This is a genomic window from Bariatricus massiliensis (assembly GCF_900086725.1).
Classification (GTDB): Bacteria; Bacillota; Clostridia; order Lachnospirales; family Lachnospiraceae; genus Allocoprococcus; species Allocoprococcus massiliensis.
Map to the genome: position 1 here is coordinate 1 of NZ_LT574838.1, position 26497 is coordinate 26497.

General features: G+C 47.0%; 21 protein-coding genes. All 21 read right to left on the reverse strand.

The annotated features are described in order from the left end of the window. Positions 1–138 precede the first annotated feature (138 nt). The 21 genes from BN6465_RS20245 to BN6465_RS11860 all read right to left on the reverse strand — a co-directional run bounded on the left by BN6465_RS20245 (position 139) and on the right by BN6465_RS11860 (position 26457). The gene (locus tag BN6465_RS20245; protein WP_082891692.1) at positions 139–276 is read right to left on the reverse strand and encodes a helix-turn-helix domain-containing protein; all 138 of its coding nucleotides are present in this window, start codon (positions 274–276) and stop codon (positions 139–141) included. Positions 277–862: 586 nt separating this feature from the next. Then, complete coding sequence (locus BN6465_RS11765) at positions 863–2950, reverse strand: polyribonucleotide nucleotidyltransferase (protein ID WP_066735339.1); 2088 nt, start codon at positions 2948–2950, stop codon at positions 863–865. A 218-nt stretch (positions 2951–3168) separates the two neighbouring features. Next, a complete protein-coding gene (locus tag BN6465_RS11770) occupies positions 3169–6177 on the reverse strand; it encodes a glucosaminidase domain-containing protein (protein WP_066735341.1) in 3009 nt (1002 codons plus the stop codon). A 123-nt stretch (positions 6178–6300) separates the two neighbouring features. Further along, positions 6301–6567: a 30S ribosomal protein S15 gene (gene rpsO / locus BN6465_RS11775; protein WP_066735349.1), complete on the reverse strand. Its 267-nt coding sequence runs from the start codon at positions 6565–6567 to the stop codon at positions 6301–6303. 132 nt (positions 6568–6699) lie between these two features. Beyond that, positions 6700–8049, reverse strand: coding sequence for an ABC transporter substrate-binding protein (locus BN6465_RS11780; RefSeq protein ID WP_066735364.1), 1350 nt, complete (start codon positions 8047–8049; stop codon positions 6700–6702). A gap of 12 nt (positions 8050–8061) precedes the next feature. Continuing rightward, positions 8062–9705 (reverse strand): Na/Pi cotransporter family protein, encoded by a 1644-nt coding sequence (locus tag BN6465_RS11785; protein WP_066735366.1) that lies wholly within the window; start codon positions 9703–9705, stop codon positions 8062–8064. A gap of 2 nt (positions 9706–9707) precedes the next feature. Continuing rightward, entirely contained in the window at positions 9708–10643 is a 936-nt protein-coding gene (locus tag BN6465_RS11790; RefSeq protein ID WP_066735369.1) for a bifunctional riboflavin kinase/FAD synthetase, read from the reverse strand. A gap of 24 nt (positions 10644–10667) precedes the next feature. Next, on the reverse strand, positions 10668–11606 hold the full coding sequence (gene truB, locus BN6465_RS11795; RefSeq protein ID WP_066735371.1) for a tRNA pseudouridine(55) synthase TruB: 939 nt from the start codon (positions 11604–11606) through the stop codon (positions 10668–10670). Next, on the reverse strand, positions 11607–12566 hold the full coding sequence (locus BN6465_RS11800; RefSeq protein ID WP_066735381.1) for a DHH family phosphoesterase: 960 nt from the start codon (positions 12564–12566) through the stop codon (positions 11607–11609). Position 12567: 1 nt separating this feature from the next. Next, a complete protein-coding gene (gene rbfA, locus BN6465_RS11805; protein WP_066735384.1) occupies positions 12568–12939 on the reverse strand; it encodes a 30S ribosome-binding factor RbfA in 372 nt (123 codons plus the stop codon). 32 nt (positions 12940–12971) lie between these two features. Next, positions 12972–15719 carry a translation initiation factor IF-2 gene (gene infB, locus BN6465_RS11810; protein ID WP_066735394.1) on the reverse strand — a complete coding sequence of 916 codons (2748 nt, stop codon included), beginning with the start codon at positions 15717–15719 and terminating at the stop codon, positions 12972–12974. 13 nt (positions 15720–15732) lie between these two features. Further along, the gene (locus tag BN6465_RS11815) at positions 15733–16050 is read right to left on the reverse strand and encodes a L7Ae/L30e/S12e/Gadd45 family ribosomal protein (protein ID WP_066735396.1); all 318 of its coding nucleotides are present in this window, start codon (positions 16048–16050) and stop codon (positions 15733–15735) included. Then, positions 16043–16321: an RNase P modulator RnpM gene (rnpM, locus tag BN6465_RS11820; RefSeq protein ID WP_066735398.1), complete on the reverse strand. Its 279-nt coding sequence runs from the start codon at positions 16319–16321 to the stop codon at positions 16043–16045. The genes BN6465_RS11815 and rnpM overlap by 8 nt, the downstream gene beginning before the upstream one ends. Before the next feature lie 14 nt (positions 16322–16335). Continuing rightward, positions 16336–17511, reverse strand: coding sequence for a transcription termination factor NusA (nusA, locus tag BN6465_RS11825; RefSeq protein ID WP_066735400.1), 1176 nt, complete (start codon positions 17509–17511; stop codon positions 16336–16338). A 20-nt stretch (positions 17512–17531) separates the two neighbouring features. Beyond that, positions 17532–17999 (reverse strand): ribosome maturation factor RimP, encoded by a 468-nt coding sequence (rimP, locus tag BN6465_RS11830; RefSeq protein ID WP_066735402.1) that lies wholly within the window; start codon positions 17997–17999, stop codon positions 17532–17534. A 126-nt stretch (positions 18000–18125) separates the two neighbouring features. Next, positions 18126–18674 (reverse strand): hypothetical protein, encoded by a 549-nt coding sequence (locus BN6465_RS11835; protein ID WP_066735404.1) that lies wholly within the window; start codon positions 18672–18674, stop codon positions 18126–18128. A gap of 13 nt (positions 18675–18687) precedes the next feature. Beyond that, complete coding sequence (locus tag BN6465_RS11840) at positions 18688–19440, reverse strand: J domain-containing protein (RefSeq protein WP_066735406.1); 753 nt, start codon at positions 19438–19440, stop codon at positions 18688–18690. Further along, complete coding sequence (locus tag BN6465_RS11845) at positions 19440–21182, reverse strand: molecular chaperone HscC (protein WP_066735417.1); 1743 nt, start codon at positions 21180–21182, stop codon at positions 19440–19442. The genes BN6465_RS11840 and BN6465_RS11845 overlap by 1 nt, the downstream gene beginning before the upstream one ends. Positions 21183–21192: 10 nt before the next feature. After that, entirely contained in the window at positions 21193–23433 is a 2241-nt protein-coding gene (locus BN6465_RS11850; RefSeq protein ID WP_066735419.1) for a DNA gyrase/topoisomerase IV subunit A, read from the reverse strand. 13 nt (positions 23434–23446) lie between these two features. Next, positions 23447–25369, reverse strand: coding sequence for a DNA gyrase/topoisomerase IV subunit B (locus tag BN6465_RS11855; RefSeq protein ID WP_066735421.1), 1923 nt, complete (start codon positions 25367–25369; stop codon positions 23447–23449). Between the two features lie 113 nt (positions 25370–25482). Beyond that, positions 25483–26457, reverse strand: coding sequence for a Gfo/Idh/MocA family protein (locus BN6465_RS11860; protein WP_066735423.1), 975 nt, complete (start codon positions 26455–26457; stop codon positions 25483–25485). Positions 26458–26497 lie beyond the last annotated feature (40 nt).

The window sequence follows — 26497 nt, forward strand, 5'->3', positions numbered from 1 at the left end:
GCGTTGCCCCCTTTGGAAACCCCCACAAGAAAAGGCGGTACGCTACCCCTCCACGGGGCGCATACCGCCTTTTCTTGTTATCCAGCCCTCCGGCTGTATCGGTTGAGCAAAAGTCCGCGTGGGATTGATGTGGTATCTTTAACTTTGGGAAACTCCCGTCTCCCATTTAGAGACGGACGCCTTGGACACTCCCATATAGGAAGCCAGTTCTTCCTGTGTCACGCCCTTTTGCCGCCGATATCTGGTAATTACCTGACCAATATTTAGTTCTTTCATTGTTTTCTTCACCTCTTATCTCTTATTATACCCTTTTTCTCATTCTCAGCAATGGATTTGAAGTTGATTTCAGTTGATAATGTCAACCATAAGGAAACACCACCTTCCATATAATTGTGACTCCGTCACTGAATATATGCAGCAAAATAGTTTAATCTTATAACCAGAAACAGGAGAAAGAAAGGAGACATTTTTTATGACAATCCAATTAGAACAACCATTAAAAGAATATATGAAAGAAAAAAATCAACAGCACATTCTGATTACCCCTATGATGTGCCACACTTGAGGCGGCTCCCGTCTGGATATATCAGCAAGGTTTGTTGATTCGGCAGAAGCGGAAAAGTTAAAGACCGAGCATTTTCAAAGCATTCCTCATGAACTGGGAAGCGTTCTTATGCGCCGTCTACCCAAAAATATGGATGACACTGTGATTTTAGGATTGAACCGGCTGTTTAAAACAATCAAAGTAAAGGGAATTTATTCAGCCTAACCTGCATTCTCTTGACTGCTTTACATAAAAATGAGGCTCTGTACAACAGAACCTCATTTTTATATTATTACTATTCACTTTTAAAATTTACATTTATTCTGCAACATCTTTGATGCTGAAGCTCAGTCTTCCCATCTTGTCTTTTCCAAGGCAGACAACTTTTACATGCTGTCCCAGTGAAAGAACATCTTCTACATGGTTAATTCTTTGCTTTGCAATCTTAGAAATATGAACCATTCCTTCTTTGCCCGGCGCGAACTCAATAAATGCTCCGAATTCTTTGATACTGATTACATCACCTTCCAGAACCATTCCTGCCTCAAAGTCTGTAACAATGGTCAGAATCATCTTCTTAGCCTGCTCCATACTCTCTGCTTCCACGCCGCAGATAGAAACATTTCCTTCATCTGTGATGTCTATCTTCACACCTGTTTTCTCAATGATCGCGTTGATTGTCTTTCCACGCTGTCCCACAACATCGCCAATCTTCGCCGGGTCGATGCTCATCTGGATAATCTTCGGAGCGTATGCTCCCACCTCCGGTCTGGCCTCAGAAATAGTCTTATTCATCACTTCATCAAGAATATACAATCTAGCTTCTCTTGTACGTGTGATTGCTTCCTCGATAATCGGTCTTGTCAGTCCGTGAATCTTAATATCCATCTGGATTGCCGTGATTCCCTTGTGGGTTCCGGCTACCTTAAAGTCCATATCGCCGAAGAAATCTTCCAGCCCCTGAATATCGGTGAGTACCAGATAGTCATCGTCTGTGTCCCCTGTCACAAGTCCACAGGAGATGCCTGCTACCGCAGATTTAATCGGAACTCCTGCCGCCATCAGTGACAAGGATGACGCACATACACTTGCCTGTGACGTAGAGCCGTTGGATTCAAAGGTCTCGGATACGGTACGGATTGCATATGGGAATTCCGCCTCAGTAGGAAGTACCGGTATAAGAGCTCTCTCCGCCAATGCCCCATGTCCAATCTCACGGCGTCCCGGTCCTCTGGAAGGTCTTGTCTCACCTACAGAATAAGACGGGAAATTGTAATGGTGCATATATCTCTTAGATGTCTCCAGTTCATCCAGTCCGTCTACTCTCTGTGCTTCGGAAAGCGGAGCCAGTGTGGTAACTGTACAGATCTGAGTCTGGCCACGTGTGAACATGGCAGAACCATGAACTCTCGGAATCAAATCTATTTCTGCTGCAAGAGGACGAATCTGGTCGATAGCCCTTCCGTCCGGACGCTTATGGTCTTTTAAAATCATCTTCCGGACTGTCTTTTTCTGATACTGGTAAACGGTATCCCCCAGCTTCGCAAGCCATTCTTCATTGTCTGCGAACTGTTCTGCCAGCTTGTCTGTAATAGCACGGATATTTTCTTCTCTCGTCTGCTTATCGTCTGTAAATACAGCGGCCTCCATCTCTTCCGGCGGAACGATCTCTTTGATTGCCGCAAGCAGGTCTTCCGGTACAGAAAAATGCTCGTATTCATGCTTTTCTTTTCCGCATTCCGCTACGATTTCTTCTATAAAAGCAATGACTTTCTGGTTCAATTCATGAGCAGCAAAGATTGCCTCAATCATCTTATCTTCCGGAACTTCATTAGCCCCTGCCTCGATCATGATGACTTTCTCTTTTGTTGATGCCACAGTGAGCTGCAGGTCGGACGCTTCCTTCTGTGCCTGTGTCGGGTTGAATACCAATTCCCCATCTACCAGTCCTACCTGAGAAGTAGCTGTCGGCCCGTCGAAAGGAATATCGGAAATCGCTGTAGCGATGGCTGCGCCGAGCATAGCCGTCAATTCCGGTGAGCAGTCCTGATCTACAGAAAGTACCAGATTCTCCAGTGTCACATCATTTCTATAATCTTTCGGAAACAGAGGTCTCATCGGACGGTCAATGACACGGCAGGTAAGGACCGCATTTTCAGAAGCCTTTCCTTCACGCTTGTTGAATCCTCCCGGAATCTTACCTACTGCGTATAATTTTTCATTGTACTCTACGCTTAAAGGGAAAAAGTCAATCCCTTCTCTCGGTTTCTCGGACGCTGTTGCTGTGGAAAGCACCGTGGTATCACCGTAATGCATAAGTGCCGCTCCATTTGCCTGCTTTGCCACTCTGTCAATGTCCACACGGAGTGTTCTGCCTGCAAGTTCCATTTCAAACTTCTTGTACATATTGTTCTCCTTTTCAATCTTATACGTCGGGCAGAAATCTTCCGAAACTACTGAAAAATATATTTTCCTAAATACACTTTTCAGTGGTCTCGGACAATACCTTCGCCCGCAATCTGAATTATTATACCATAATCCCATTAAACATGCAAGATAAGGAATCTTCTAAATCCTACTGCAAAAATGAGGCGGGATAATTTCCCCGCCTCAAAATTGTTTACTTATTTATGTAATTTTTTTCTTACTTTGCCGTACCCTGCCGTCAAAACTGTAATGGCAGATGCTTCCAGCACTAGCACCCATATGACTGCGGAGCTGGTATCTCCCGTCTTTGGAGCCTTGCTCTGCTCTTTGACCGTCGTAGTCTGAGAGTCTCCCGATGTCCCCTTGTACTGCTTATTCTGTTCTTTGATCACAGTTTCGGGCGGCACATCCGTACTCTCCGCAGTTGTTCCATCGCCTGTCGGCGGTGTGACGGTATTCTCACCCGTCGGCGGTGTATTCGACTCAAACGCCGGCGGTGTCGTATCTGCCGGTGGTATCGTGTCCGTCGGCTCATCTGTCGGCGGTATCGTATTTGCCGGCGGTGTAATGTCTGACGGCGGTGTCGTATCCGCCGGTTCATCTGCTGGCGGTACCGTATCGGCCGGTTCATCTGCTGGTTCATCCGCTGGCGGCGTAGTGTCTGCCGGTGGTATCGTATCCGCCGGCTCATCTGCCGGTTCATCCGCCGGCGGCACAGGGGCGTCATTTAGTGCGAGCACATACGGTGAAAATCCATTCACTTCAATCGTAGCCATTCCCTCTTCCACACTTGCCGTAAAGCTTTGTGTAAAGGTTTTACCGTCATCTTCATAATAGTGCAGGATGATAACTTCCTGTCCATTGTAAGCAGTATCTACTGGAAAACTTAAACTCAAAGGCTGGCTGAAATCAAAGTCCTTATCCAATTTGATATCAAAGACTCCGAGTATCGTATTAGACTTCACCCGCTCATCACTGACAAGGGCTTCGTAATGCTCGTCATCCTGAGTTATCGTCTGTACTTCAAGTTTGACTCCCTCCGGCATCGTGCCGCTCACCTTGATTCCGGTTGTTTCATCCTTCGCTTCTATAGTGCCGGGATTCTCAATGTCCGGTTTCTCTGTATCCGGATTCTCCGGGTCAGGCGCTACACTGTCGTCAGGATTTTCCGGCTCAGGGGTGGTGGAATCCTTTATTACCGTGACCGATGCCTGCGCCCATTTCGTCTCATCAGCGTCTGACAGTACTTTAACGGTCAAGCTCTCCGCAGATTCCTCTGAAGCAATTTCCAATTTACCGTTTCCGTCAATCTTTGTATCTGCACTGACCGCGCCTTCTACTCTCCACGTCACATTTTTTGAAAAGTCACCCGTACCCGTCACAAGAACGCCAAAGGTGAAACTTTCTCCCGGCTTCATTTCTACAGACTGCGGATTCACCTCCACACCGGAAATGACAGCTTTTTCTATGACCTGAACAGCCTGCCCGGCGGTCTTGGTTACACCGTCGAAAGTATATGAGACTGTTATGCTCGTCGTTCCAAGTGCAAGTGGTTCAGACGGATAAGCAGCGGACTGCGTGATATCTGTCTCGGAGCCATCGCTCCACTGCGCCAGCACTTTCATGCCTGCCGCATCAAAAGTTTCCCCTTCCGTATACGCTGTCTTAGACGGCGGCGTACTGATGGAGATAGACTGAAGTTCCTTCTTTGCGGGCACATTATTCCCCTGATTCACTATAGTGACATAATCGGCCGAGATGTACGCATACATGTTATCAAAATTGTACTCTCCAACTCCGGACGCAATTCCCGTCCTGCCTGAATTTAGAACCGCATCACTTTGAATCCGGTAAAAATTATTTACCGGATTCGAGTCAAGTACCAGCACCGAATAGCTGGAGTGACCGCCGGTCTTATACACGACTGAGCAGCTTGTATTGCTCTCATTTCTCACATTTACACTGACATGGCTTGTGGAGATCGTGTCTTTTACCGCAAACGTATAGGCGCCGTTGTCACGGCTTCCGCCGTCACCGTCCAATTTCCACGCAATCGCAGCAGCCTTCTCGCCCCAGTAAGGGTCCGATGCATAACTCACATTGATTCCACTGGCCTTGTTTCCCAAGAACGCACCTTTGTACTTCCAATTGGACGGATTAAGATATTGTCTGGACATCCAGCCATTGGAAAACTGACGAATACATTCATTCACGGACGCGTATACATCCGCGCTGGCTTCCGGGGAAGAATCCACCGCATTCAAGCCGAACAGATTGTTTTTCGTCTGGCAGATATTGCTGTTTCCCCATGCGCTTTCATTTGCCGCGATGCCGGCCATCAGAAGCGCATTGACGCCATATATATCCTGATTGCTTACAAATTGGTTTCCCGCATCCCGCATTTTGGAGCCTGCGCTGGTTCTGTTGTTGACGATTGTATTCAATTCAGCGCCGCTATATCCTGTCTTGCTCCGCATGGGAAGATACTGAAAATAGTTATAAAATGGACTGTCAGCATTTACAGACTGGGAGCGTGAGTCATTTTGATAGTCTGAAAGCATTGTCCCATAGTTCGTGTAAAAATAATGTCCGTCGTAGCTGTAGTAGGTCGTCCCACTGCTCAGATAGGACGGCGCCGGACCGTTGTCAAGTGTTGAGCCCGTTGAACCACTTGTCATGGACATATTCTGTGTTATGTAGTGTACAAGCCTCCCATTGGAAACTTTATAGTGGCTCACGGACTTAGCCTCAGAGAAATTGACTACCTGTACTTCACTTTCATCGACCTGTCCGACTACACCGGCAAGCATAAATTTGACCTTACCGCCGCTCGTGCCCAGATACGCCGCATCCGCTCCATAGGCTCCGTTGGTATATCCGCTGACGCCGGTACCCACTTCCGTATAATTGGTAGTAGCGTTCCCTTTTGTCCTGAAATTGACCACCTTCAGTGATACAGAACGCAGATACCGTGCAATTCCTGAGCTTTCTAAAGTTCCCTCAGAATCGTCCACTTCATAAATGTTACCGTCCTCGTCCATACCGGTAACACTCTCGAGACGCTGAGCGTTCTCATCCTTCATTTCTGATGTCGAAGATGTCTGCTCCCCTGAACCATCTTCTGCTTTGCTTTTCGTGCCGAATACACTTGATATACTCAGGCACAAGAAAAGCGAAAGTATCAGTAACTTTCGTTTTTGTGACAATATGTTCCCTCCTTTTACCCTTATTAATTAAAAATGGTGATATTGTTACAGAGTAAACATAACATTTTTTGACATTATTTGCAATAAAAAAAAGCGGCACAAGCCGCTTTTTTTTAATGGTTATTACTTTCTTAAGCCTAAACGTTCAATTAAAGAACGATATCTTGCAATGTCATTTTTCTTTAAATAAGCAAGAAGTCCTCTTCTCTGTCCAACCATCTTCAAAAGACCTCTTCTGGAATGGTGATCCTTCGGATTGTTCTTGAAATGATCTGTCAAGTCATTGATTCTCGCTGTCAAAAGAGCGACCTGTACTTCCGGTGAACCTGTGTCTCCCGGTGTTCTTCCATAATCTGCAATAATCTGTTCTTTCATTTCCTTCGTAATCATTGTTACGTACCTCCTTAAATTCTTATAATAATTGCCTGATATTAAGCAGCGGTTGGAGTCATCCGTCTACCGAATACCGGTTTTCAACCTATTTAATATACCACAGCCAACTCTTGACTGTCAAGGCCTTATTCAGCCTCCCCTTAGTTTTTTGGGCAGCTCTTTCTTGCATTCCAGCCCCAGTGCTTCATTACAGCTTTGATCTATGTCTTCCGCAGCTTCAGCCGGAGCTCTGCTGCCCGTCAGCAGATTTTGTATATTCACATAAAAGACATCCCTGACTTCCTGCCAATTTTGGTTATTACGGATATTATCTACAGAGTTCGCCATATTCCCGCCGTAGGCGCTGAGCATGGGAATATCTTTGCCAAACTTTTCTATGACCGAATGATTCACGGGTAATGTGCCAAGCGTATATTTCATCAGTTCCTCATCTGTATAGATAAACCGGATAAAATCTTTTGCGGCCCGTACCTTGTCTTTATCCCCGTTATCAAATACACAAAAACCATTGGTACTGCTTGTACAATACCCCTTGCCGTCCTGACTTGGGAAATTCAGTGCAAACGCCTCCACCCCACTGTCACTGGCGTCTCTCAGGCCTGTGATGTCTCCCGGCAAAATGGCAAGCTGGCCGTTGTTAAACAGATTTACACAATCCGAAAGTCCAAGGTTCTCCGCGTCTTTGGGTACAATGCCTTCTTCTTCAAGCGTCTTTATCCACTGCAGCGCGGCAATTCCCTCCGGTGTATTCACCGCAAATCTGCCGTTATCATCATACAGGTTTCCTCCTCTTGACCGAAGTAATGTCATAATATGGCTGTCTCCCTGCTCATTGGCGGCATACATTGGAAATACATACCGGTTCTCCGCTGTGATAGATTCCTTCAACGAGTGAAGTACCACATCAAACTCATCCAAAGACCATTGGGCAATTGTATCCTTCTCTGGAATATACTGCCCAAGCCCCGCTTCCTCCATCATAGCCTTATTTACCAGCAATGTACTTTGAAGCTGCTGGTACGGCATGGTATAGACTTTACCGTCTATAGTATTCTGCTCCCAGATTGTCTCGTCAATGTCTGAGCGGAGTTCTTCGTCAATCATATCATTTAGCGGTGCAAGCCATCCGTTCGCAGCGTATTCCGGCACATTTTGAGAACCGGCATAAAAGATATCCGCCGCGTCATCCGTTCCACGCTTATCTACAAGCTGCTCCTCTTCCTCCTGAAAATCATACCGCGCAATCTCAAAATCCACATCATATCTGTCATACTGCTCTCTGAACTTCTCGGCGGCGGCCATGAACAAATCATAAATCTCAGCTTCTCCCAGATTGGTAATCGTTCCAAGACTCATAGGAGCTGTTTTTATTTTCAGTGTGATATGTTTTTTTGTATCCTTTTTTTCTTCCCGGCATCCTACGAGACCGGCACAAAGGATTGCTGTCATAATAAAGACCAAAATACGTTTTATTTTCATCGAAGCTCCTTATTAGTCCTCTTCTTCATCATACTCATCAGGCTCCAAAATTGCGAACGCAATATTCGTCGCATGGTCCGCAACACGCTCCAGTCCAGAAACTGTGTCCGAGAATATCATACCCCCTTCAGGCGTACATTTATTCTTAGTCAAGCGCTTCACATGCGAGTGCTGCAGCTTTTTCTCTCTGGCATCGATAGCCTCCTCAAGATCCAGCACTTCCTGAAGGTGTTCCTGATTCTTATGAGAGAACATGTCCAGTGAATAGTCAAGTATCTTCACGACCATAGACGTCATCTCTTTCAGCTGGGCTTTCGCTTTGTCGCTCATAGATGCCTCTCCATTCATAATCTGGGTCGACGCATCTGCCATATTTTCTGCATGGTCTCCAATTCGCTCTATATCATTTACCACATGGAACAGCCCGCCTATCATCTTTCCATCGGCGACCGGCAGCTCCATCTCGCTGGCTTTTACAAGATAGTCCGTGATTTTATGGTTCAAATAATTGATATATTTTTCCCTTTTATAAATCACGGCGATATTCTCTTCGTCGGGCGCACACAGCGTCTCCATAGCCAGTTTCAGATTGTCGCTTGCCAGCTTGCCCATATGTTCAATCTCCCGGATAACGTCGACCGCGGCTGTACTCGGTGTCATGATCCTGTTCTCGCCTATGTATAAAAGTTCAAATTCATCCTCCGGCGAAGCATCCTTTCCTCTGACAATTTTGTAGGTAGCTTTGACAACCAGATTCATAAACGGGAATAATAAAATTACCTCGGTAATTTTTATCAACGTATGTGCATTTGCCACGGCACGAGCGGGATTCCCCCCTGAGAAAGAAAGCAGCGCGTCCGCGATTGGATTTATGGCTACGGCCAGCACTATAAAGATAGCTGTCGAACCAACTATATTAAAGAGAAAATGAATCCACGCCGCCCGTTTCGCATCCTTTTTTCCTCCCAGACTTGCCAGAAGCGCAGACATACAGGAACCCATGTTACAGCCCAGTATTAAAAACGGACAAATTGCAAATTGAAGCAGTCCCTGTGACGCCATCAAAATCACGATACCTACCGTTGCCGACGAACTCTGGAGTATAGAGGTGATCACAAATCCTACCAGCATCGCCATGAAAGGGTTTGTGAGCGACTTCAGCATTTCCATGATATGGGGGGAATTTTTAAGTGATGACATTGCATCTCCCATCGTGCTAAGCCCCATAAATAAGATACCGAAACCGAGAATCACGACACCGACACGTTTTACGTTCGTTTTTTTACTGAACTGATACATCACGACACCCGCTATGACAAACAGAGGCGCGACATCAGACAAGTTGAACGCGATCAGCTGTCCTGTAACCGTAGTACCGATATTAGCACCCAATATAACACCGCAGGCCTGATACAAATTCATAAGCCCTGAATTTACAAAGCTGACAACCATCACCGTGGTCGCGCTGGAAGACTGTACAACTGCGGTAAACAGGATACCGACCAGCATCCCCATAAAACGGTTGGTGGTAAAAAACTCCAATATTCCTCTCATACGGGCGCCTGCTGCCTTCTCCAGCCCATCACTCATCAACTGCATTCCAAATAGAAACAGTCCTAATCCTCCAAGCAGCAGGAAAATAGTCGTAACACTCATTCTCATTCTCCTCTTCTTTTGTAACGAAAATACTCTTTCCCATAAGCAATATCTGCATTCACATGCTCTTTCATCTCTTCCACAGAAGCAAATTTCTGCTCAGGGCGCCGAAATTCATATATTTGAATCTCCACATCCTTTTCGTAGGCGTTGCCGTCATAATCAAAAAGATAACTCTCGATCAACACACGGTTTTCATCGGTCACAGTCGGCTTCACACCTACATTTCCGATGCCGTTATACCAAATCCCATCTATTTCTACGCAGTCAATATACACTCCGTTCGGCGGCAGAAGTTTCTCTTTCGCCGGCTGGACATTGATAGTAGGAAAGCCGAGCCTTCTTCCAAGCTGTCTGCCGTATTCCACCGTACCGTTTACCGTGTAAGGATAGCCCAACATTTCGTTGACCGCCTTCATATTCCCTTTTCTTAATTCTTCTTTTATATAAGTGCTGCTGATTTCACGGTCTCCATACATCTCCTTCTCTTCCACAAAAAGCTCATATCCATATGCACCGGCATATTCCGCCAGCATATGGACATCTCCTCGTTTTCCATGTCCGAACCGGAAATCTGTACCGACCACAATATATTTTGCATGAAGAATTCCTACAAGCACATCTTTGATAAATGCCTCAGCTGTCATACTGCTGATGCTTTCCACGAACGGACATTCTAAAAAAACATCTACCGTGCCGTGCAGCCGCATCTTTCTCTCTTCGTTACTCATAATGCCTTCTCTTGGAAGGCCCAGTTTCTCATAAAGAGGCAGCATATCAAAGGCGAATACCACAGAGCGTACTCTATGTTTATTCTTTAACTTTTTCACTCTGTTCACCAGTTTCTGATGTCCCCGGTGCAATCCGTCAAATTTTCCCAATGTGACTGCTGTCTCTCTAGAATCCTGATAAAACTCCAGCCCCTTAATATAGTCCATCTTGTTTCCTCTTTAAGTCTTTCCTCATTCTCTGCCGTCGAAAAACATACGTACTATCTGAAAACATTTCTTCTCTTCCCTGTATTCATAAACCGCGATGAAATTCCGCTCCTCATCATACACACGCACTTTTTCTCTGTCGCGGTACGGCCTGATGAACGTCTCCTCAGCTTCCACGCCCATCCAGAGGATGTCGCCGGGCCAAAAAATGTTCCCGTTGCGGACGGCCTTTGCGGCCTCCGTCTTTAAATACAGTTTCACATAACCTTCGAACATCTGGTCTACCGGAATCATACGTTCTGTAAGCTTTCCTGCCTGCATCAGCTCTTCCGCCTCCTCGAGGCGTATACTGTCCTCAATCGCAAACCTCTCCACACGTGTCCTCACGAGGGATTCCATGATGCCGCCACAGCCCAGACTTTGCCCGATATCATGGCAAAGTGTACGGATATAGGTTCCCTTGGAACAAGTAACCTCCATATGTACACGGGGAAGCTCCATTTTCAAAATACGTATTTTATGAATGATAACCCTTCTTGGCTTACGCTCCACTTCCTGCCCGTTTCTGGCCAGTTCATACAGTTTCTTTCCATTAACCTTAAGGGCGGAGTACATCGGAGGTATCTGATCATATTCACCGGCAAAAGAGCAGACTGCCTTTTGCACCTCCTGCTCTTCCAGATTCTGTATGTCAGACTCCGCAAGGATACGGCCACTGCTGTCCTGTGTGTCCGTCACCTTCCCCAACAGCAGAACTGCTTCATAAGTCTTATCTTTATCAGTCAGCATATCACAGACCTTTGTTGCTTTTCCGAGGCATACTGGAAGCACACCTACCGCATCGGGATCAAGTGTCCCTGTATGTCCGATTTTTTTCTGCCCTACGATGCGCCTTAACTTGGCTACCACATCATGGGAGGTGTATCCTTTTTCTTTATAAATATTCAAAACACCGTGCAGCATTTATGAATCACTCCTATTTTTCATCTGTATGGCCAGCCTTCTGGACAGATTATTTATCACATCGTGGGCTGTTCCGTTCATGGAAAACCCAGCCGCTCTCTTGTGGCCGCCGCCCCCAAAATACTGGGCTACAACGCTCACATCCACGCCTTCGGAAGAGCGTAGGCTTACTTTATATAAGCCTGTTTCAAGTTCATACATAAAGATTGCCACATCCACGCCTTTGGTCAATTTCATCTGGCTCACAATGCCATCCAGATGCTTCGGCTCAACTTGGTAAAATTCCATCTCTTTCCTTGTAAGAGAGGATACCATGCAGCGGCCTTCCATAAAAAGAAAGCTCTCAAGCAGTGCCTTGCCCAGCACCTGATTCTGGGCATAAGTTTTCTCATCAAAAGTTCTGCTTATGATTCCGGTGAAATCAATCCCTTTATCCATCAGAGCCGCTGCCGCCCGCATCGTAGAAGATGCAGTGCAGGAATATCTGAATACGCCCGTATCATGGACAAGGCCTGTATACAGGCATTCTGCGGTTTCTTTTGATATCTTCTCTTGATCAAGCAGATCATATATCAGCTCTGAGGTAGAACTTGCCTCCGGACGGATATAGTTCTCATCCGCAAATTCTTGATTACTTACATGGTGGTCCACACATAGGGTCCTCTTTGCACTCTCATAGAGAGGCGCGGAAAATCCAAGCCGCTGCATATCGCCGCAGTCAAGCACGATGAACAAGTCATATGTCTTATCCCCCGGAATCTCATGGCAGATATGGGATGCCCCTTTCATGAACTGAAATATATTAGGGATATTCTCCAGATAAACTTGAATCTCTTTATCTGGAAAATTGTCCCTGACATACTGGTAGACTCCCATACAGGAACCCACACAGTCGCCGTCCGGCCTTACATGGCCTCCCACTGCAATAGATGATGCTTTTTTTATTGCTTCCAATAACATGCTATTCATCCTCTTCTTTTAAGTCCTTTGTAACGTCGTCAATCTTCTTCGACATTCTCACTCCATATTCAATGGATTGATCCAGAACAAATTTTATTTCCGGAGTATTCCGCATGTTCAGCGTATGTGCCAATTCTCTGCGGATATACCCTTCGGCGCTCTGAAGCCCCTTTATTGTGTCGGTCTGCGCTTTCTCATCCCCCAGAACGCTGATATAAGCCTTACAGGTCTTAAGGTCAGGCGCGACTTCCACAGCCACCACTGAAGTCATGGGCGCGACACGGGGATCTTTGATGCCCCCGCGCAGTATATTACTGAGTTCGCGCTGTACTTCCGCATTGACTCTTGTATTTTTAATGCTGTTCTTTCTCATATTCCTTCTGCCTTTCTCATTCAGTCTTACGGCTATCTGGGAATTTCAACCATCTTGAAGGATTCCACTAGATCGCCTTCCTTCACATCATTAAAACGCTCAAATACAAAACCACACTCGTAACCCGCTTTTACTTCCTTTACATCATCTTTAAAACGTTTCAATGACGCAAGCTTGCCGTCATAGATGACGACGCCGTCACGGGTAACACGAACCGTACAGTCACGCTCAAAGAGTCCGTCCAGTACGTAAGAACCTGCAATTGTCCCGACTCCGGATGCCTTGAATGTCTGACGCACTTCTGCGTGGCCCAGTACCTTTTCTTCAAATACCGGCTCAAGCATTCCCTTCATAGCCGCTTCTACGTCCTCTATGGCATTGTAGATGACGCGGTAAAGCCTCATATCTACGCCTTCTCTGTCTGCTGTCTCTTTTGCGGTCGCATCCGGGCGGACATTGAATCCAATGATAATCGCGTTGGACGCGGCGGCAAGGCTGACGTCAGATTCATTGATTGCTCCTACTCCGCCATGGATAATTTTTACTACAACTTCCTCATTGGAAATCTTAATAAGGCTCTGTTTCAGAGCTTCCACAGAACCCTGAACATCCGCTTTTACTATGATTCCCAGCTCTTTCAAGTTGCCTTCCTGAATCTGGCTGAACAAATCATCCAGAGACATCTTGCTCTTTGTTTCTTCCAGCATCTTCACTCTGCCCTGATTGATAAATGTCTCGGCAAAGCTTCTAGCCTCTTTTTCATTGCCGCAGGCCACGAATACTTCACCTGCATTCGGCACGTCATTCAATCCCAGAATCTCTACCGGCATGGACGGGCCTGCTTCCTTAACACGCCTTCCCCTGTCATCCATCATCGCGCGGACTTTACCGTATGCGGAGCCTGCCGCAATCGGATCTCCAATGCGCAGCGTTCCCTTCTGTACAAGTACAGTGGCAACCGGTCCCTTACCTTTGTCAAGCTCGGCCTCAATTACCAGACCTCTTGCCCGGCGGATTGGGTTTGCCTTTAATTCCATGACTTCTGCAGTCAGGAGAATCATTTCCATCAGGTCGTCGATACCTTCTTTAGTATGTGCAGAAACCGGCACAAAAATCGTGCTTCCGCCCCAATCTTCCGGAATCAGCTCATATTCTGTCAATTCTTGTTTTACACGTTCAATGTTTGCACTTGGCTTATCTATTTTATTGATTGCGACTACAATCTCAATCCCTGCTGCTTTCGCATGGTTGATAGCTTCAATAGTCTGAGGCATCACTCCGTCGTCTGCCGCTACAACAAGAATCGCTATATCTGTAGAGTTAGCTCCTCTCATACGCATGGCAGTGAACGCCTCATGTCCCGGTGTATCAAGAAACGTGATTTTTTCTCCGTTCACACTTACAACAGACGCGCCAATGTGCTGTGTGATTCCACCGGCCTCGCCCTGAGTGACATCTGTGTCGCGGATTGCGTCCAGCAGTGAAGTCTTACCGTGATCGACGTGCCCCATTACACAAACTACCGGAGGACGCTTCTTCATCTTCTTCTCGTCCTCTTCATCCTCTTTGAGCAATTCCTCAATTACATCGATGACCTCTTCTTTCTCGCAGAGGCAGTCAAATTCCATCGCGATTTCTTCCGCCGCGTCGTAATCTACTTCCTGATTCACGGTCACGATTTTGCCCTGAAGGAACAATTTCTTTACAATCGCCGACGGCTGAATCTTCATCTTATCTGCCAGTTCCTGAATGGTGAGGCTTTCCGGTATGATAATCTGTTTGATTTTCTCTTCCGGCTCTTCCTTCTTCGGCTGCGGTTTTACAGGCTTAGCCTGAACAGCGGGAGCCTTGCCTTTTTTCCCTTTTGGCCCTCTGTCATCGCGTTCGTCTTTTTTATATTCTTTTTTCTTGTGAGCGTCCTTCGGTTTTGTACGGCTCGGTTTCTGCTCAGTGATTGCAGGAGCCGGAATTGCTGGCCCGGTCTTTTTCCTGTCATCACGCCCTCCGTCTCTTCTGTCGTCTCTGCGTCCGTCACGGCTGTCATTTCTATATCCTTCACGATTTCCCTGATAGCCGTCTCTTCTTCCATCACCCGGACGTCCTCCCTGTGGGCGCTGGCCTTGATAGCCGCCCTGCGGGCGCTGCCCCTGACCGCTTCCCTGCGGGCGCTGCCCTTGGTAGCCGCCCTGTGGACGCTGCCCCTGACCGCTTCCCTGCGGACGCTGCCCTTGATAGCCGCCCTGCGGACGCTGCCCTTGACCGCTTCCCTGTGGGCGCTGGCCTTGATAACCGCCCTGTGGACGCTGGCCCTGACTACTTCCCTGCGGACGCTGCCCTTGGTAGCCGCCCTGTGGGCGCTGTCCCTGACTAGTCCCCTGCGGACGCTGCCCCTGACCGCTTCCCTGCGGACGCTGCCCTTGACCGCTTCCCTGTGGACGCTGGCCCTGATTGTTCCCCTGCGGGCGCTGGCCTTGACTGCTTCCCTGTGGGCGCTGCCCCTGACCGCTTCCCTGCGGACGCTGGCCTTGTCTTTGGCGGCCGGCATTCTGTGTATTCTGCGGGCGGAACACCTGTACTATATTTTTTTTCTTAGGTGCTTCTTCCGCAACCGGCTCAGCCGCCTTCGGTGCAGACGCCTTTTTCATACTGCTTATCTGTTCATCGGAAAGAGTACTCATATGACTCGCAACCTCGATGCCCTTATCCTTCAACATGGTAAGCATCTCCTTGTTCGTCTTATTAAGCTCTTTCGCCAGTTCATATACTCTTAGTTTTGACATTAAACTACCTCCCTTATGCAATCGTGTTCTCTTCTGTATCCAAATGTTTCCTGATTCCCTTTGCAAATCCTGCGTCTGTAACCGCAAGAGACGCGCGGAACTCTTTTCCCATTGCATGCCCCAAGGTATCTTTATCTCCATAAAAATAAATTGGCACTTTATAGAAATCACACATGTTTTTAAATTTCTTCTTCGTATTCTCGGATGCGTCGCCGGCGACTATGACCAGACAGGCGTTTCCTTCCTTGACTTCTTTTTCTGTCATGAATTCACCGCTTTTTGTTTTCCCGGCTTTGGTGGCCAGACTAATCATAGATAATGTTTTATTCATTCTCAAGTTGTTCCAGCTCCTTTTTCAGGTTCTCATAAACTTCTGCGGGAATAGCCTGCTTAAAAGAACGCTCCAGACCTTTTCCACGTATTGCCGCTTCCAGACATTCCTTTGAGAAGCACAGATACGCGCCCCGTCCGTTCTTTTTTCCGGTTGCATCCAAAACAAATTCATTTTCCGCAGTTTTCAAAACACGCAGCATTTCTTTTTTCGGCTTCATTTCCTGACACCCTACGCATTTACGCATAGGTATTTTTTTGGTTGTACTCAAATAATCACTCCTATTTATTCTTCAAACAGCTCCAGATCATCCGGTACATATTCTTCCTCCGCATAATCTCCCTCTGTATATTCTTCCTCAGCATATCCGCTGTCGTAGTTATCTTCCATCGGCATCTCCATATAATCCGCCGGAAGTTCACCGGACTCAATAGCCTGTGTCTCATTCTTAATATCAATCTTGTATCCTGTCAGTCTTGCGGCAAGTCTTGCGTTCTGCCCTTCCTTACCGATTGCCAAAGACAGCTGGTAGTCAGGCACGATAACGCTTGCCGTCTTCTCATCCGGATCTGCCATAACAGAGATAACCTTTGCAGGGCTCAGAGCGTTTTCAATGAGAATAGCCGGATTGTCGCTCCAATTGATAATATCGATCTTCTCGCCCCGAAGCTCATTCACTATAGAATTGACTCTGGCGCCATTCATACCGACGCAGGCTCCTACCGGATCCACATCGGGATCATTGGACCACACGGCAATCTTTGTACGGGAGCCTGCCTCTCTGGCAATGCTCTTGATTTCAACGATACCATCCTTCACCTCTGTAACCTCGGCCTCAAAGAGACGCTTTACAAGCTCCGGATGTGTTCTCGACACAACAATCTTAGGCCCCTTCGTGGTATTCTTCACTTCTACGACATACAATTTAATTCTGTCCGTCGGCTGGAAGACTTCCCCTTTGACCTGTTCATTCTCAGTCAGCATCGCGTCTGCTTTCCCAAGATTAATGCTGATATTTTTTCCTACATAACGCTGTACGATACCTGTCACAATATCCTTTTCTTTTTCGAAATACTGATCGTAAACGACTTTACGCTCTTCCTCACGGATTTTCTGTAGAATTAAATTCTTTGCATTCTGTGTAGCGATACGTCCAAAGGACTTGGATTCCACCGGAATCTGCACCACATCGCCTAATTCATATTTGGAATCAATCATTTTGGCGTTCGTCAAACTTATTTCTTCCACATCGTCTTCCACAGTCTCAACTACCTTCTTTTCCTGAATCAAAGAATAATCACAAGTTTCCCTGTCCATGATGACCTTAATATTATCTGCTTTTCCAAAGTGATTTTTGCAGGCGTTGATCAGTGAATTCTCAATGGCATCGATCAAAGTCTCTCTGCTGATATCCTTTTCCTGCTCCAGAATAGTAAGCGCCTCCATTAATTCGGTATTCATTTTCCTTTTTCCTCCTGTCCTTAAAAATCAAATGCAAGACGGACCAGTGCAATTTCACTGCGTTCAAACGTTTTCAGCGTGCCGTCTTCATATTCAATAGTGACTTTATCTTTATCATAATCTTTTAAGATTCCAATAAACTCTTTTTGTCTGTCGATTGTCCGGTAAGTGCGGATTTCCACCTCTTCACCGATACTTCTCGCAAAATCCCGTTCCTTTTTGAGCGGCCTTCCAAGTCCCGGTGAGCTGACCTCCAGAATATACGCTCCTTCAATATAGTCCTTCTCATCCAGTATATCTGAAAGTTCACGGCTGACTACCTCACAGTCATCAACCATAATACCTCCGGGTTTATCAATATAAGCCCGCAAATACCAGTTGCTTCCCTCCTTGACGTACTCAACGTCCCAAAGCTCAAATCCGTGTTTTTCAACTATCGGAAGCAATATTTCCTCTGTTTTCTGTTCATACACTTCTCGTTTTGACAATCTTAAACTTCCTTTCCTTATCCCATTCCGAAAAAGAAGAGTGAACTTTCGTCCACTCTTCTGCCGGTTTCTTATGTAACTTTTATCAGTATAGCACCACTTTTCGTGAAAAGCAAGGATTTCCGCCTATATTTTTTTAAGACGTTCAAGATTTTTGTTATAAACTTCCGTGAGGCTTCCTTCCCATACACTGCGGCACTCCGTCACCTCCAAGTCCTCGCTCCAATCCTCGATCCAAGGACTGTACTCTGAGCCGTACTCCGCCATCTTCTCTCGGAGAAACTCCTGCGGTCTCTCTACCAGCTGCTTTAACTTAGCATAACTGTTTTGATTCTCCTGCATAATAGAGCTTATTTCGGATATAGTCATGGCATCTTCCGGTTTTTCTTCTAATAAATCTAGTCTCTCACTGCACAGCTTTAGTGTATACGCATATTTCTGGAATTCCTTCAGATAGTCTGTTAGAACACTCATCTCCATTTTCCCGGTGTCACTTCTTGCCACCTGACGCATTTCGATTGGTCCGCTGACGGATACCCTGCTCAATTCTTTTTTGATACGGGCCTGATCATTGGTTATCTGCCCTGTATCAAATCCAAAAGAAAATCCTGCCCCGGCCGCAAGAAGGAGAACACAAACCGCAAGAATTAGTGAAAGATTCCATTTCTTTTTCATTCCCTCTCTCCTCCTACCCAAAAATCAGTCCGGCAATTACCCCCAGTACACCTCCGCTTATCAGTGCGCCAACCAGCGCGGCGATGTAAATCAGCCCCTTTACCGACGGAGACAATTTTCTCTTCCTGACGGCGGCATGTGCAGTTTCCTGATATGATTCTGCCGCCTGTGTCTGCTCTATATACAATTGATACGGAAAACGCTGAATCCCATATGGTTCACCGGAAAAGCGCAGGCCGTCCTGAGAGGAAAAATACATCCATATTCGGTAGGGGAACAGATGGTGGCTCTCCAAAAATTCATACCATGCAGTAACGAATTCCTTTGTCCAAAAGACCTCTGCGTATCTTGGCTCTTCAAGCAGATCTTTCCAATGATATAGTTTTCCCCGTTCTGATTCGTTCAGATATAACTTCCTGCACTCCTCAATAACCTGTCTCACGCACCAATTTAATCCGCCCCTGTCCGATGCGTCGGCAATCCGCTCAAACTCCTTTTCCCATTCTGGGTTCACACTCTGTGCGGGGGCCGTTTTCCCCGGCTCTGGCTGTGTGGCCGTCTCCTCCCTCTCAGCAGAGGAAGGCTGCTCCGGCTCTGTCTTCATTTGGCGGGCTGTCGATAATGCCTCTTCATACGCGTCATGAAGTATCTGGAATTCCTCCGGATATTCTTCCGGATGGCACTCTTTCGCCTTTGCGGCATAGGCCCGTTTGATTTTTTTTACCTCGTCAGTCCGCTCAATGCCAAGTACCTCGAAACAATCCATTACTGGCTCCGCCTCCACTCATCATACAAATATTTCTCCACTCTTAGTATCACAGAATTTTTTGGCGAATTGTCAATAATGTCGAACAGCTCTGAGGTCCGTACATATGATTTTTCTATTGTTCTGTCATCCTGTGTATTCAGTGCCGCTGTAAATTCTCCCAAAAACTGGCCGACATATTTCCTCACCTCTCCCGTGTTCTCTTCAAATATCCGGTCTCCCCTTGCCAGAAGAAGCCGGTTTTTCTCCTTGTCACGGGGATGAATCTTCAGTTTCTGAAGTTCCTGCCTTCTCTGTTCAATCTCCGCCTCTGAGAGCTGTATCGCTTTGTTGACAATCACTTTGCTGGTCGTTTCCTGTGTACTGACAACCGTCACATCTATCTCCAATATGCCATTAATATCGTATGTATACCGAACGTCAATGGCTTCCCTGTCCATCTCCGTCTCCCCCGGGGGTACCTCGACCTCTATCCTGCCAAGACACAGATTCTGTTCTGCCAGACGGTGTTCCCCTTGAAGAACCGTTATCGTGCAGCTTGTCTGGAAAGGATTCGCTGTGTAACATCTGGATACCCTGCTGATTGGGAGGACAGAATTGCGCTCAATAATCGGAGACATGACAGGAGGCGCGCTCCGGTCCTCCTGCACCACCTCTGTCCCCAAGGTAAAGGGGCAGATGTCTGTTAAAAGTACATCCTTCACCGCTTCCATCCGCTCTTTAATTCCTGCGTACATTCCCACGCCCACAGCTACCGCCACATTAGGGTCTATGGCGCACAGTGGCTTTTTCCCACTCAAGAACTGCAGATAATTCTGAATGACCGGCATCTTCGCGCTTCCTCCGACCATAATAATCTCATCAATATCTTCCCAGCCGTATCCACTGTCATCCATGGCCCGCTTCAGCGGGATTCCAATGCGCTCCAGAATGGGCGCCGCAACGTTCAGAAGCCCTTTTCCGTCCAGCTGCATTCGATAAATATTGCCTCTGATCACCATTTCCATATCCGCTTCATTCCTGCCGGACAACGCTATTTTTAATTTTTCACTTTCTTTCAGCAGGCTCGCGCGTTCTTCCTTTGACAGCACGCCTTCATCCAGATTATGTAATATTAAAAATCTTTCCGCAATCGCCTGATTAAAATCGTCACCCCCCAGACGGTTATCCCCGGCCACGGCTACAATCTCGATAACATTGTCGAACGCATCCACAATGGAGATGTCCAGCGTTCCTCCTCCGAAGTCGAAGACAAGAAAGGTGGCGTCCTCCGACTTCTTGCCAAAACGATAAGCCAGTGCAGCCGCAGAGGGTTCGTTCACAATACGCTCCACTTTGAGCCCTGCCAGCTCGCCGGCAATTTTCGTCGCGTTCCGCTGAAAATCATTAAAATAGGCCGGCACACTGACGACAGCTTCCCTCACCGGCTCCCCCAGAAATTTTTCTGCGTCTTCCTTCAGCACAAAAGAAGATAAATCAGACGGTGAAAACACCTTTTTTCCAAGAAGATATGTTTTTTCCGTTCCCATAAAACGTTTAAAACTGGACACCGTATATTGAGGATGGGAAATCAGACGCTCCTTCGCCGTCTTTCCCACCAGAATCTCGCCGTTTTCATCCATCCCTATTACCGACGGAGTAAGATACTCCCCAAGATTGTTGGGAATCAATGTACATGCACTGTCCTGCCACACACTGACAAGACTATTTGTTGTCCCTAAATCAATACCAACAATAGCCATATCCGTTCATCTACTTTCTGATTTTAGTACCTGCACCGTCACGTTTCGCAAGTTTCAGACGATTCAGGGTGATTTCCTTCTCGTGAAATACTACCTTTTGTTCCGTTCCTTCTTCAAATACAAAAACAGCTTCTACTTCATCTTTCTTTTGAAGTCTGATTCCACGTACACCGACGGCGCCCTTCTTCTTATCGGATACCTCTTCTGCCGTAAACCTCAGCGCATAGCCTCCCGCCGTCATCAACACAACATTCTGACTGTCATTGACAATGCATACAGAAGCAAGCGCATCCTCCGGCTGGAGCTTTGTCGCCGCTATCGTCCGCTTAGATACTTGGAACTCGCTGCCCTCCACTTTCTTTATCATCCCCTGTTTTGTTGTAAACAGGAACTTTGTATAAAATAATTGTCTGTCATCGCAGAGGAAAACAATCTCTTCCTTTGTGCTGTCATAATTACTTACATTGTCAATAGGCTGCCCTTTATCCCGGAATTTGCCGTAAGGAAGATCAAGCACTTTTACTTGATGCATCTTTCCGTCCGCAGTGAACAGGCATAGTTTCCCGGTATTCATACAGTGAACTATATACTTATTCTCCTGATCGGCCGCCTCTTTATTTCGCTCGTAGACAGCAACATCCACCGTCTTGGCATATCCAAAGCGATCCATGAGAAATACCACTTCCTGCTCCTCGATCTTCTTCTCTTCAAACACTGCCTCCTCGGCATTTTCAATCACGGTCTTTCGCTTGACGGCGAACTCCTTTTTAATCGCATCCAGATCCGCTATGATTACATCGGCCATTGAATCGTAGTTATTGAGGATATCCTCGTATTTCGTTATGTTGGCCAGCGTCTCCTCGTGCTCTTTTTGAAGCGCCTCGATTTCCAGCCCTATCAGCTTATAGAGACGCATCTCCAGTATGGCCGATGCCTGTCTCTCCGTGAAACGCAGCATGGAGGCCATCTTCTGGGAAATCTTGGACTTGAACTTAATATTATCCGTAATCCCGCTTACAAGACATACCTTGGCATCCTTGACGGAAGTACTTCCTCTTAAGATTTCAATAATCAAATCGATGACGTCACAGGCTTTGATCAGCCCCTCCTGTATCTCCTTGCGGTCAAGCTCCTTCTTCAAGAGCGTGTTATACTTTCTTGTAGCCAGCTCAAACTGAAAGTCCACATGATGTTCAATGATACGTTTTAGCCCCAGCGTCTCTGGACGACCTTCCGCAACTGCAAGCATATTTACGCCAAAAGTATCTTCCAGACGGGTTTTCTTGTAGAGCATATTGATAAGATTCTCTACATCCGCATCCCGTTTCACATCAATTACAATACGGATTCCTTCCTTGGAAGACTGATTGGAAATATCCACAATGTCATTGGTCTTCTTGCTCTCTACCAGATTGCAGACATCATTCAGGAATTTGCCAATCCCCGCCCCGATCATAGTGTAAGGTATCTCCGAGATAACAATCCTTTTCTTGCCGCCCTTCAGCTCCTCTACATCCACTTTTCCCCGGATTTTAATCTTTCCGGCGCCAGTCTCGTATATGTTCAACAGGTCGTCCTTATTCACTACGATTCCCCCGGTGGGGAAATCCGGCCCTTTGATGTAGCGCATCAGCTGCTTCGTCGTAATCTCATCATTCTTCATATAGGCTTTGACCGCGTCCACCACTTCGCCTAAGTTATGTGTAGGGATACTGGTGGCCATGCCGACGGCAATCCCCTCCGCCCCATTGACCAGCAGATTGGGGAGCCGTACAGGCAGGACGGCAGGTTCTTTTTCTGTCTCGTCAAAGTTCGGTACAAAATCTATGATATCCTTGTCAAGATCGGCCAGATAGGCCTCCTGTGTAATCTTTGCCAGACGTGCCTCTGTATAACGCATGGCCGCCGCGCCGTCCCCTTCGATAGAGCCGAAGTTTCCGTGCCCATCCACAAGAACCATGCCCTTTTTAAACTCCTGCGCCATCACCACCAGCGCCTCATAAATGGAGCTGTCTCCGTGGGGATGATATTTACCCATCGTATCGCCCACAATACGGGCGCACTTCCGGTACGGCTTGTCATAACGGATGCCAAGCTCATACATATCGTACAATGTCCTTCTCTGCACCGGTTTCAGCCCGTCCCTCACATCCGGGAGCGCCCGGGCCACGATGACACTCATGGCATAGTCGATATATGATTTTTTCATCAAATCCGAATACTCAGTCCTGATTATCTGTGAATCCTCCATCTCATCTCACCCCCTATATGTCCAGCTCTGCATCGCTGGCATTCTCATAAATAAACGCCCGTCTCGGCGGAACTTCCGTACCCATCAGCATCTCGGTCACACTGGACGCCATTCTTGCATCTTCAATCTCAATCCGCTTCAGCAGCCTCGTCTCCGGATCCAGCGTGGTCTCCCAGAGCTGCTGAGCGTCCATCTCGCCAAGTCCCTTGTAGCGCTGCAGCGTGAACGGCCCGCTGTGGTTCCTCCGATAGTCCTCCAGTGCTTTGTCATCATACAGATACTCTTCCTCGCCCTTTTTCGGCATTGCTTTATATAAAGGCGGCATGGCAACATAGACATGTCCTTCATATATCAGCTCCGGCATGAACCGGTAGAATAGGGTCAGCAGTAAGGTGGAGATGTGCGCCCCGTCCACATCCGCATCCGCCATGATAATAATCTTGTCATAGCGGAGCTTGCTGATATCGAAGTCATTGCCGTAGCCTTCCGAAAATCCACATCCGAACGCATTAATCATCGTCTTGATCTCAGCGTTCGCCAACACCTTATCGATGCTTGCCTTCTCCACATTCAGAATCTTGCCCCGGATGGGAAGAATTGCCTGAAACATACGGTTCCTCGCAGTCTTAGCGGAACCTCCCGCAGAATCTCCCTCCACAATGAATATCTCACATTTCTGAGCATCCCTGCTCTCACAGTTGGCCAGCTTCCCATTGCTGTCGAAAGAGTACTTCTGCTTCGTCAAAAGATTCGTCTTTGCCTTCTCCTCGGTCTTTCTTATTTTTGCGGCCTTCTCTGCACAGGACAGCACTTTTTTCAAAGTCTCCAGATTCCGGTCAAAATATCTGGGCACTTCCTCGCTTGTCACCTTACCGGTGGCTTTGGCGGCATCCTGATTGTCGAGTTTTGTCTTCGTCTGTCCCTCGAATCTGGGATCAGGATGTTTGATCGATATAATAGCCGTCATACCGTTTCTTACATCTGCCCCGGTAAAGTTATTGTCCTTCTCCTTTAAGATTCCCAGTTCTCTGGCATACTGATTCATGATTGTTGTGAAGGTCGTCTTAAATCCCGTCAAATGGGTGCCGCCCTCTGCATTGTATATATTGTTACAGAAGCCGAGCACATTCTCGTGGAATTCATTGACATACTGAAAGGCGGCTTCCACCTCGACCCCTTCATTTTCACCCTTGAAATATACCGGTTCATGTATCACTTCTTTTTTAGAATTCAAATCGCGGATAAATCCGAGAATCCCCTCCGGCTCATGGAATTCCACCCTCTCCTGAGGCTCTTTTCTCTTATCATTAAATATAATCGTAAGCTCCGGGTTCAGATAAGCGGTCTCATGCAGACGGCTTTTGATCTCCTCCTCCCGGAACCTTGTCTTCTCAAAAATAGTAGGGTCCGGCAGAAAGTTCACACAAGTCCCCGTCTTTCTCGTCTTCCCTATCACGGGAAGCATACCGTCCTCCAGCTCAATTACCGGAATTCCCTTTTCATATCTGTCATGGTGGACCGCGCCGTCCCTGCTGATTTTCACGTCCATGTACGTAGAGAGCGCGTTTACAACGGAAGAGCCCACTCCGTGCAGCCCTCCACTCGTCTTATATGCCGAATCATCGAACTTACCGCCCGCATGAAGCGTCGTATAGACGATACGCGCCGCCGAGACTCCCTTTGCGTGCAGCCCCACTGGAACACCACGGCCATTGTCTGTGACTGTGGCAGAGCCATCCTTCTCAAGCGATACTTCTATTAAATCACATGCGCCGGCCAGATGCTCGTCCACTGCGTTGTCTACGATTTCATAGACCAGATGGTTCAGTCCCTTCGTACTCACGCTGCCAATATACATTCCCGGGCGCTTTCTGACCGCCTCCAGCCCTTCCAATATGGAAATACTGTCCGCATCATATGTAGATTGCTTTGCCATAATCTTGTTTCCTCTCTTCAATCAACTTCTTGGTATTCTGTCTAAGGGCCCAGCCCTCGTTCAACTCTAATGAATTTTATCCTAAATTTTCCCCGCTTGTCAATAGGTGGGAATTATTCACGTTCAAATGGATATTGTATTCCCCATTCTGCCCGCAGGCCGTCCATCATCTCCATGATACGAAGGGTCTCCCCATGAGGCATCTCTTCACACTCCAGCTTTCCTTCCTTGATCGCTTTTATAGAGGCCCGCACTTCATCCTCAAACCCAGTGAGTTGTTCTGGCACATGCTTCTCCCACTTAAGCTTTCTGTCTTTCGTATAAACTTTAATATTCTGGACATTATTGATTTCTTCTGCTATAAGATAACCTTCTGTACCATATACAATACCGTTCTGCTCTGTGGCTGACAGCAGCCCACTGTGGGCGACAGCCATAGCTCCGCCTCTATACTTTAATATAACCGCATTCTGTTCATCCACGCCAGTCTTCGTCTTTGTGCAGGTAGAAGTAATCTCCTCCACTTCGTTTCCCAACACCATACTGATAAAGTTCAAAGGATAGACGCCCACATCCAGCAATGCCCCTCCCGCAAGTTCAGGCTTCTGAAGTCTCTCCACACCTTGTATATCATATCCTAAGTTGGCTGTCACAAAAGTGACCTCTCCCAGCTCTTTTGACGTGACTACTTCGTCGATCATCCGTCTGCTCGGCAAGTATCTGGTCCATATGGCTTCCGTGATAAACACGCCTTTTTGTTCAAATGCATTCAAAATCTCTTCCGCCTGCTTAGCGTTGGCCATAAAAGCCTTTTCACACAATACCGGCTTATTGTACTTTAAACAAAGCTTAGCGCAGTCATAGTGGTGGGAATGAGGTGTGGCTATGTAGACCAGCTCCACCGTCTCATCCTTCAGCATCTCTTCATAATCTCCATAAGCCTTCTCTACTTTATGAGCTTTGGCAAAAGCTTCTGCCTTCTCAGCACTCCGGGAAGCCACCGCATAACAGTGTGCATCCTCCATCAAGTTCAGTGTCAGCGCCATCTTTTCTGCGATGACGCCCGCTCCCATAATTCCTATATTCATTCGTCTCTCTCCTTATCCATTCATATGCGTAATGTTTTAT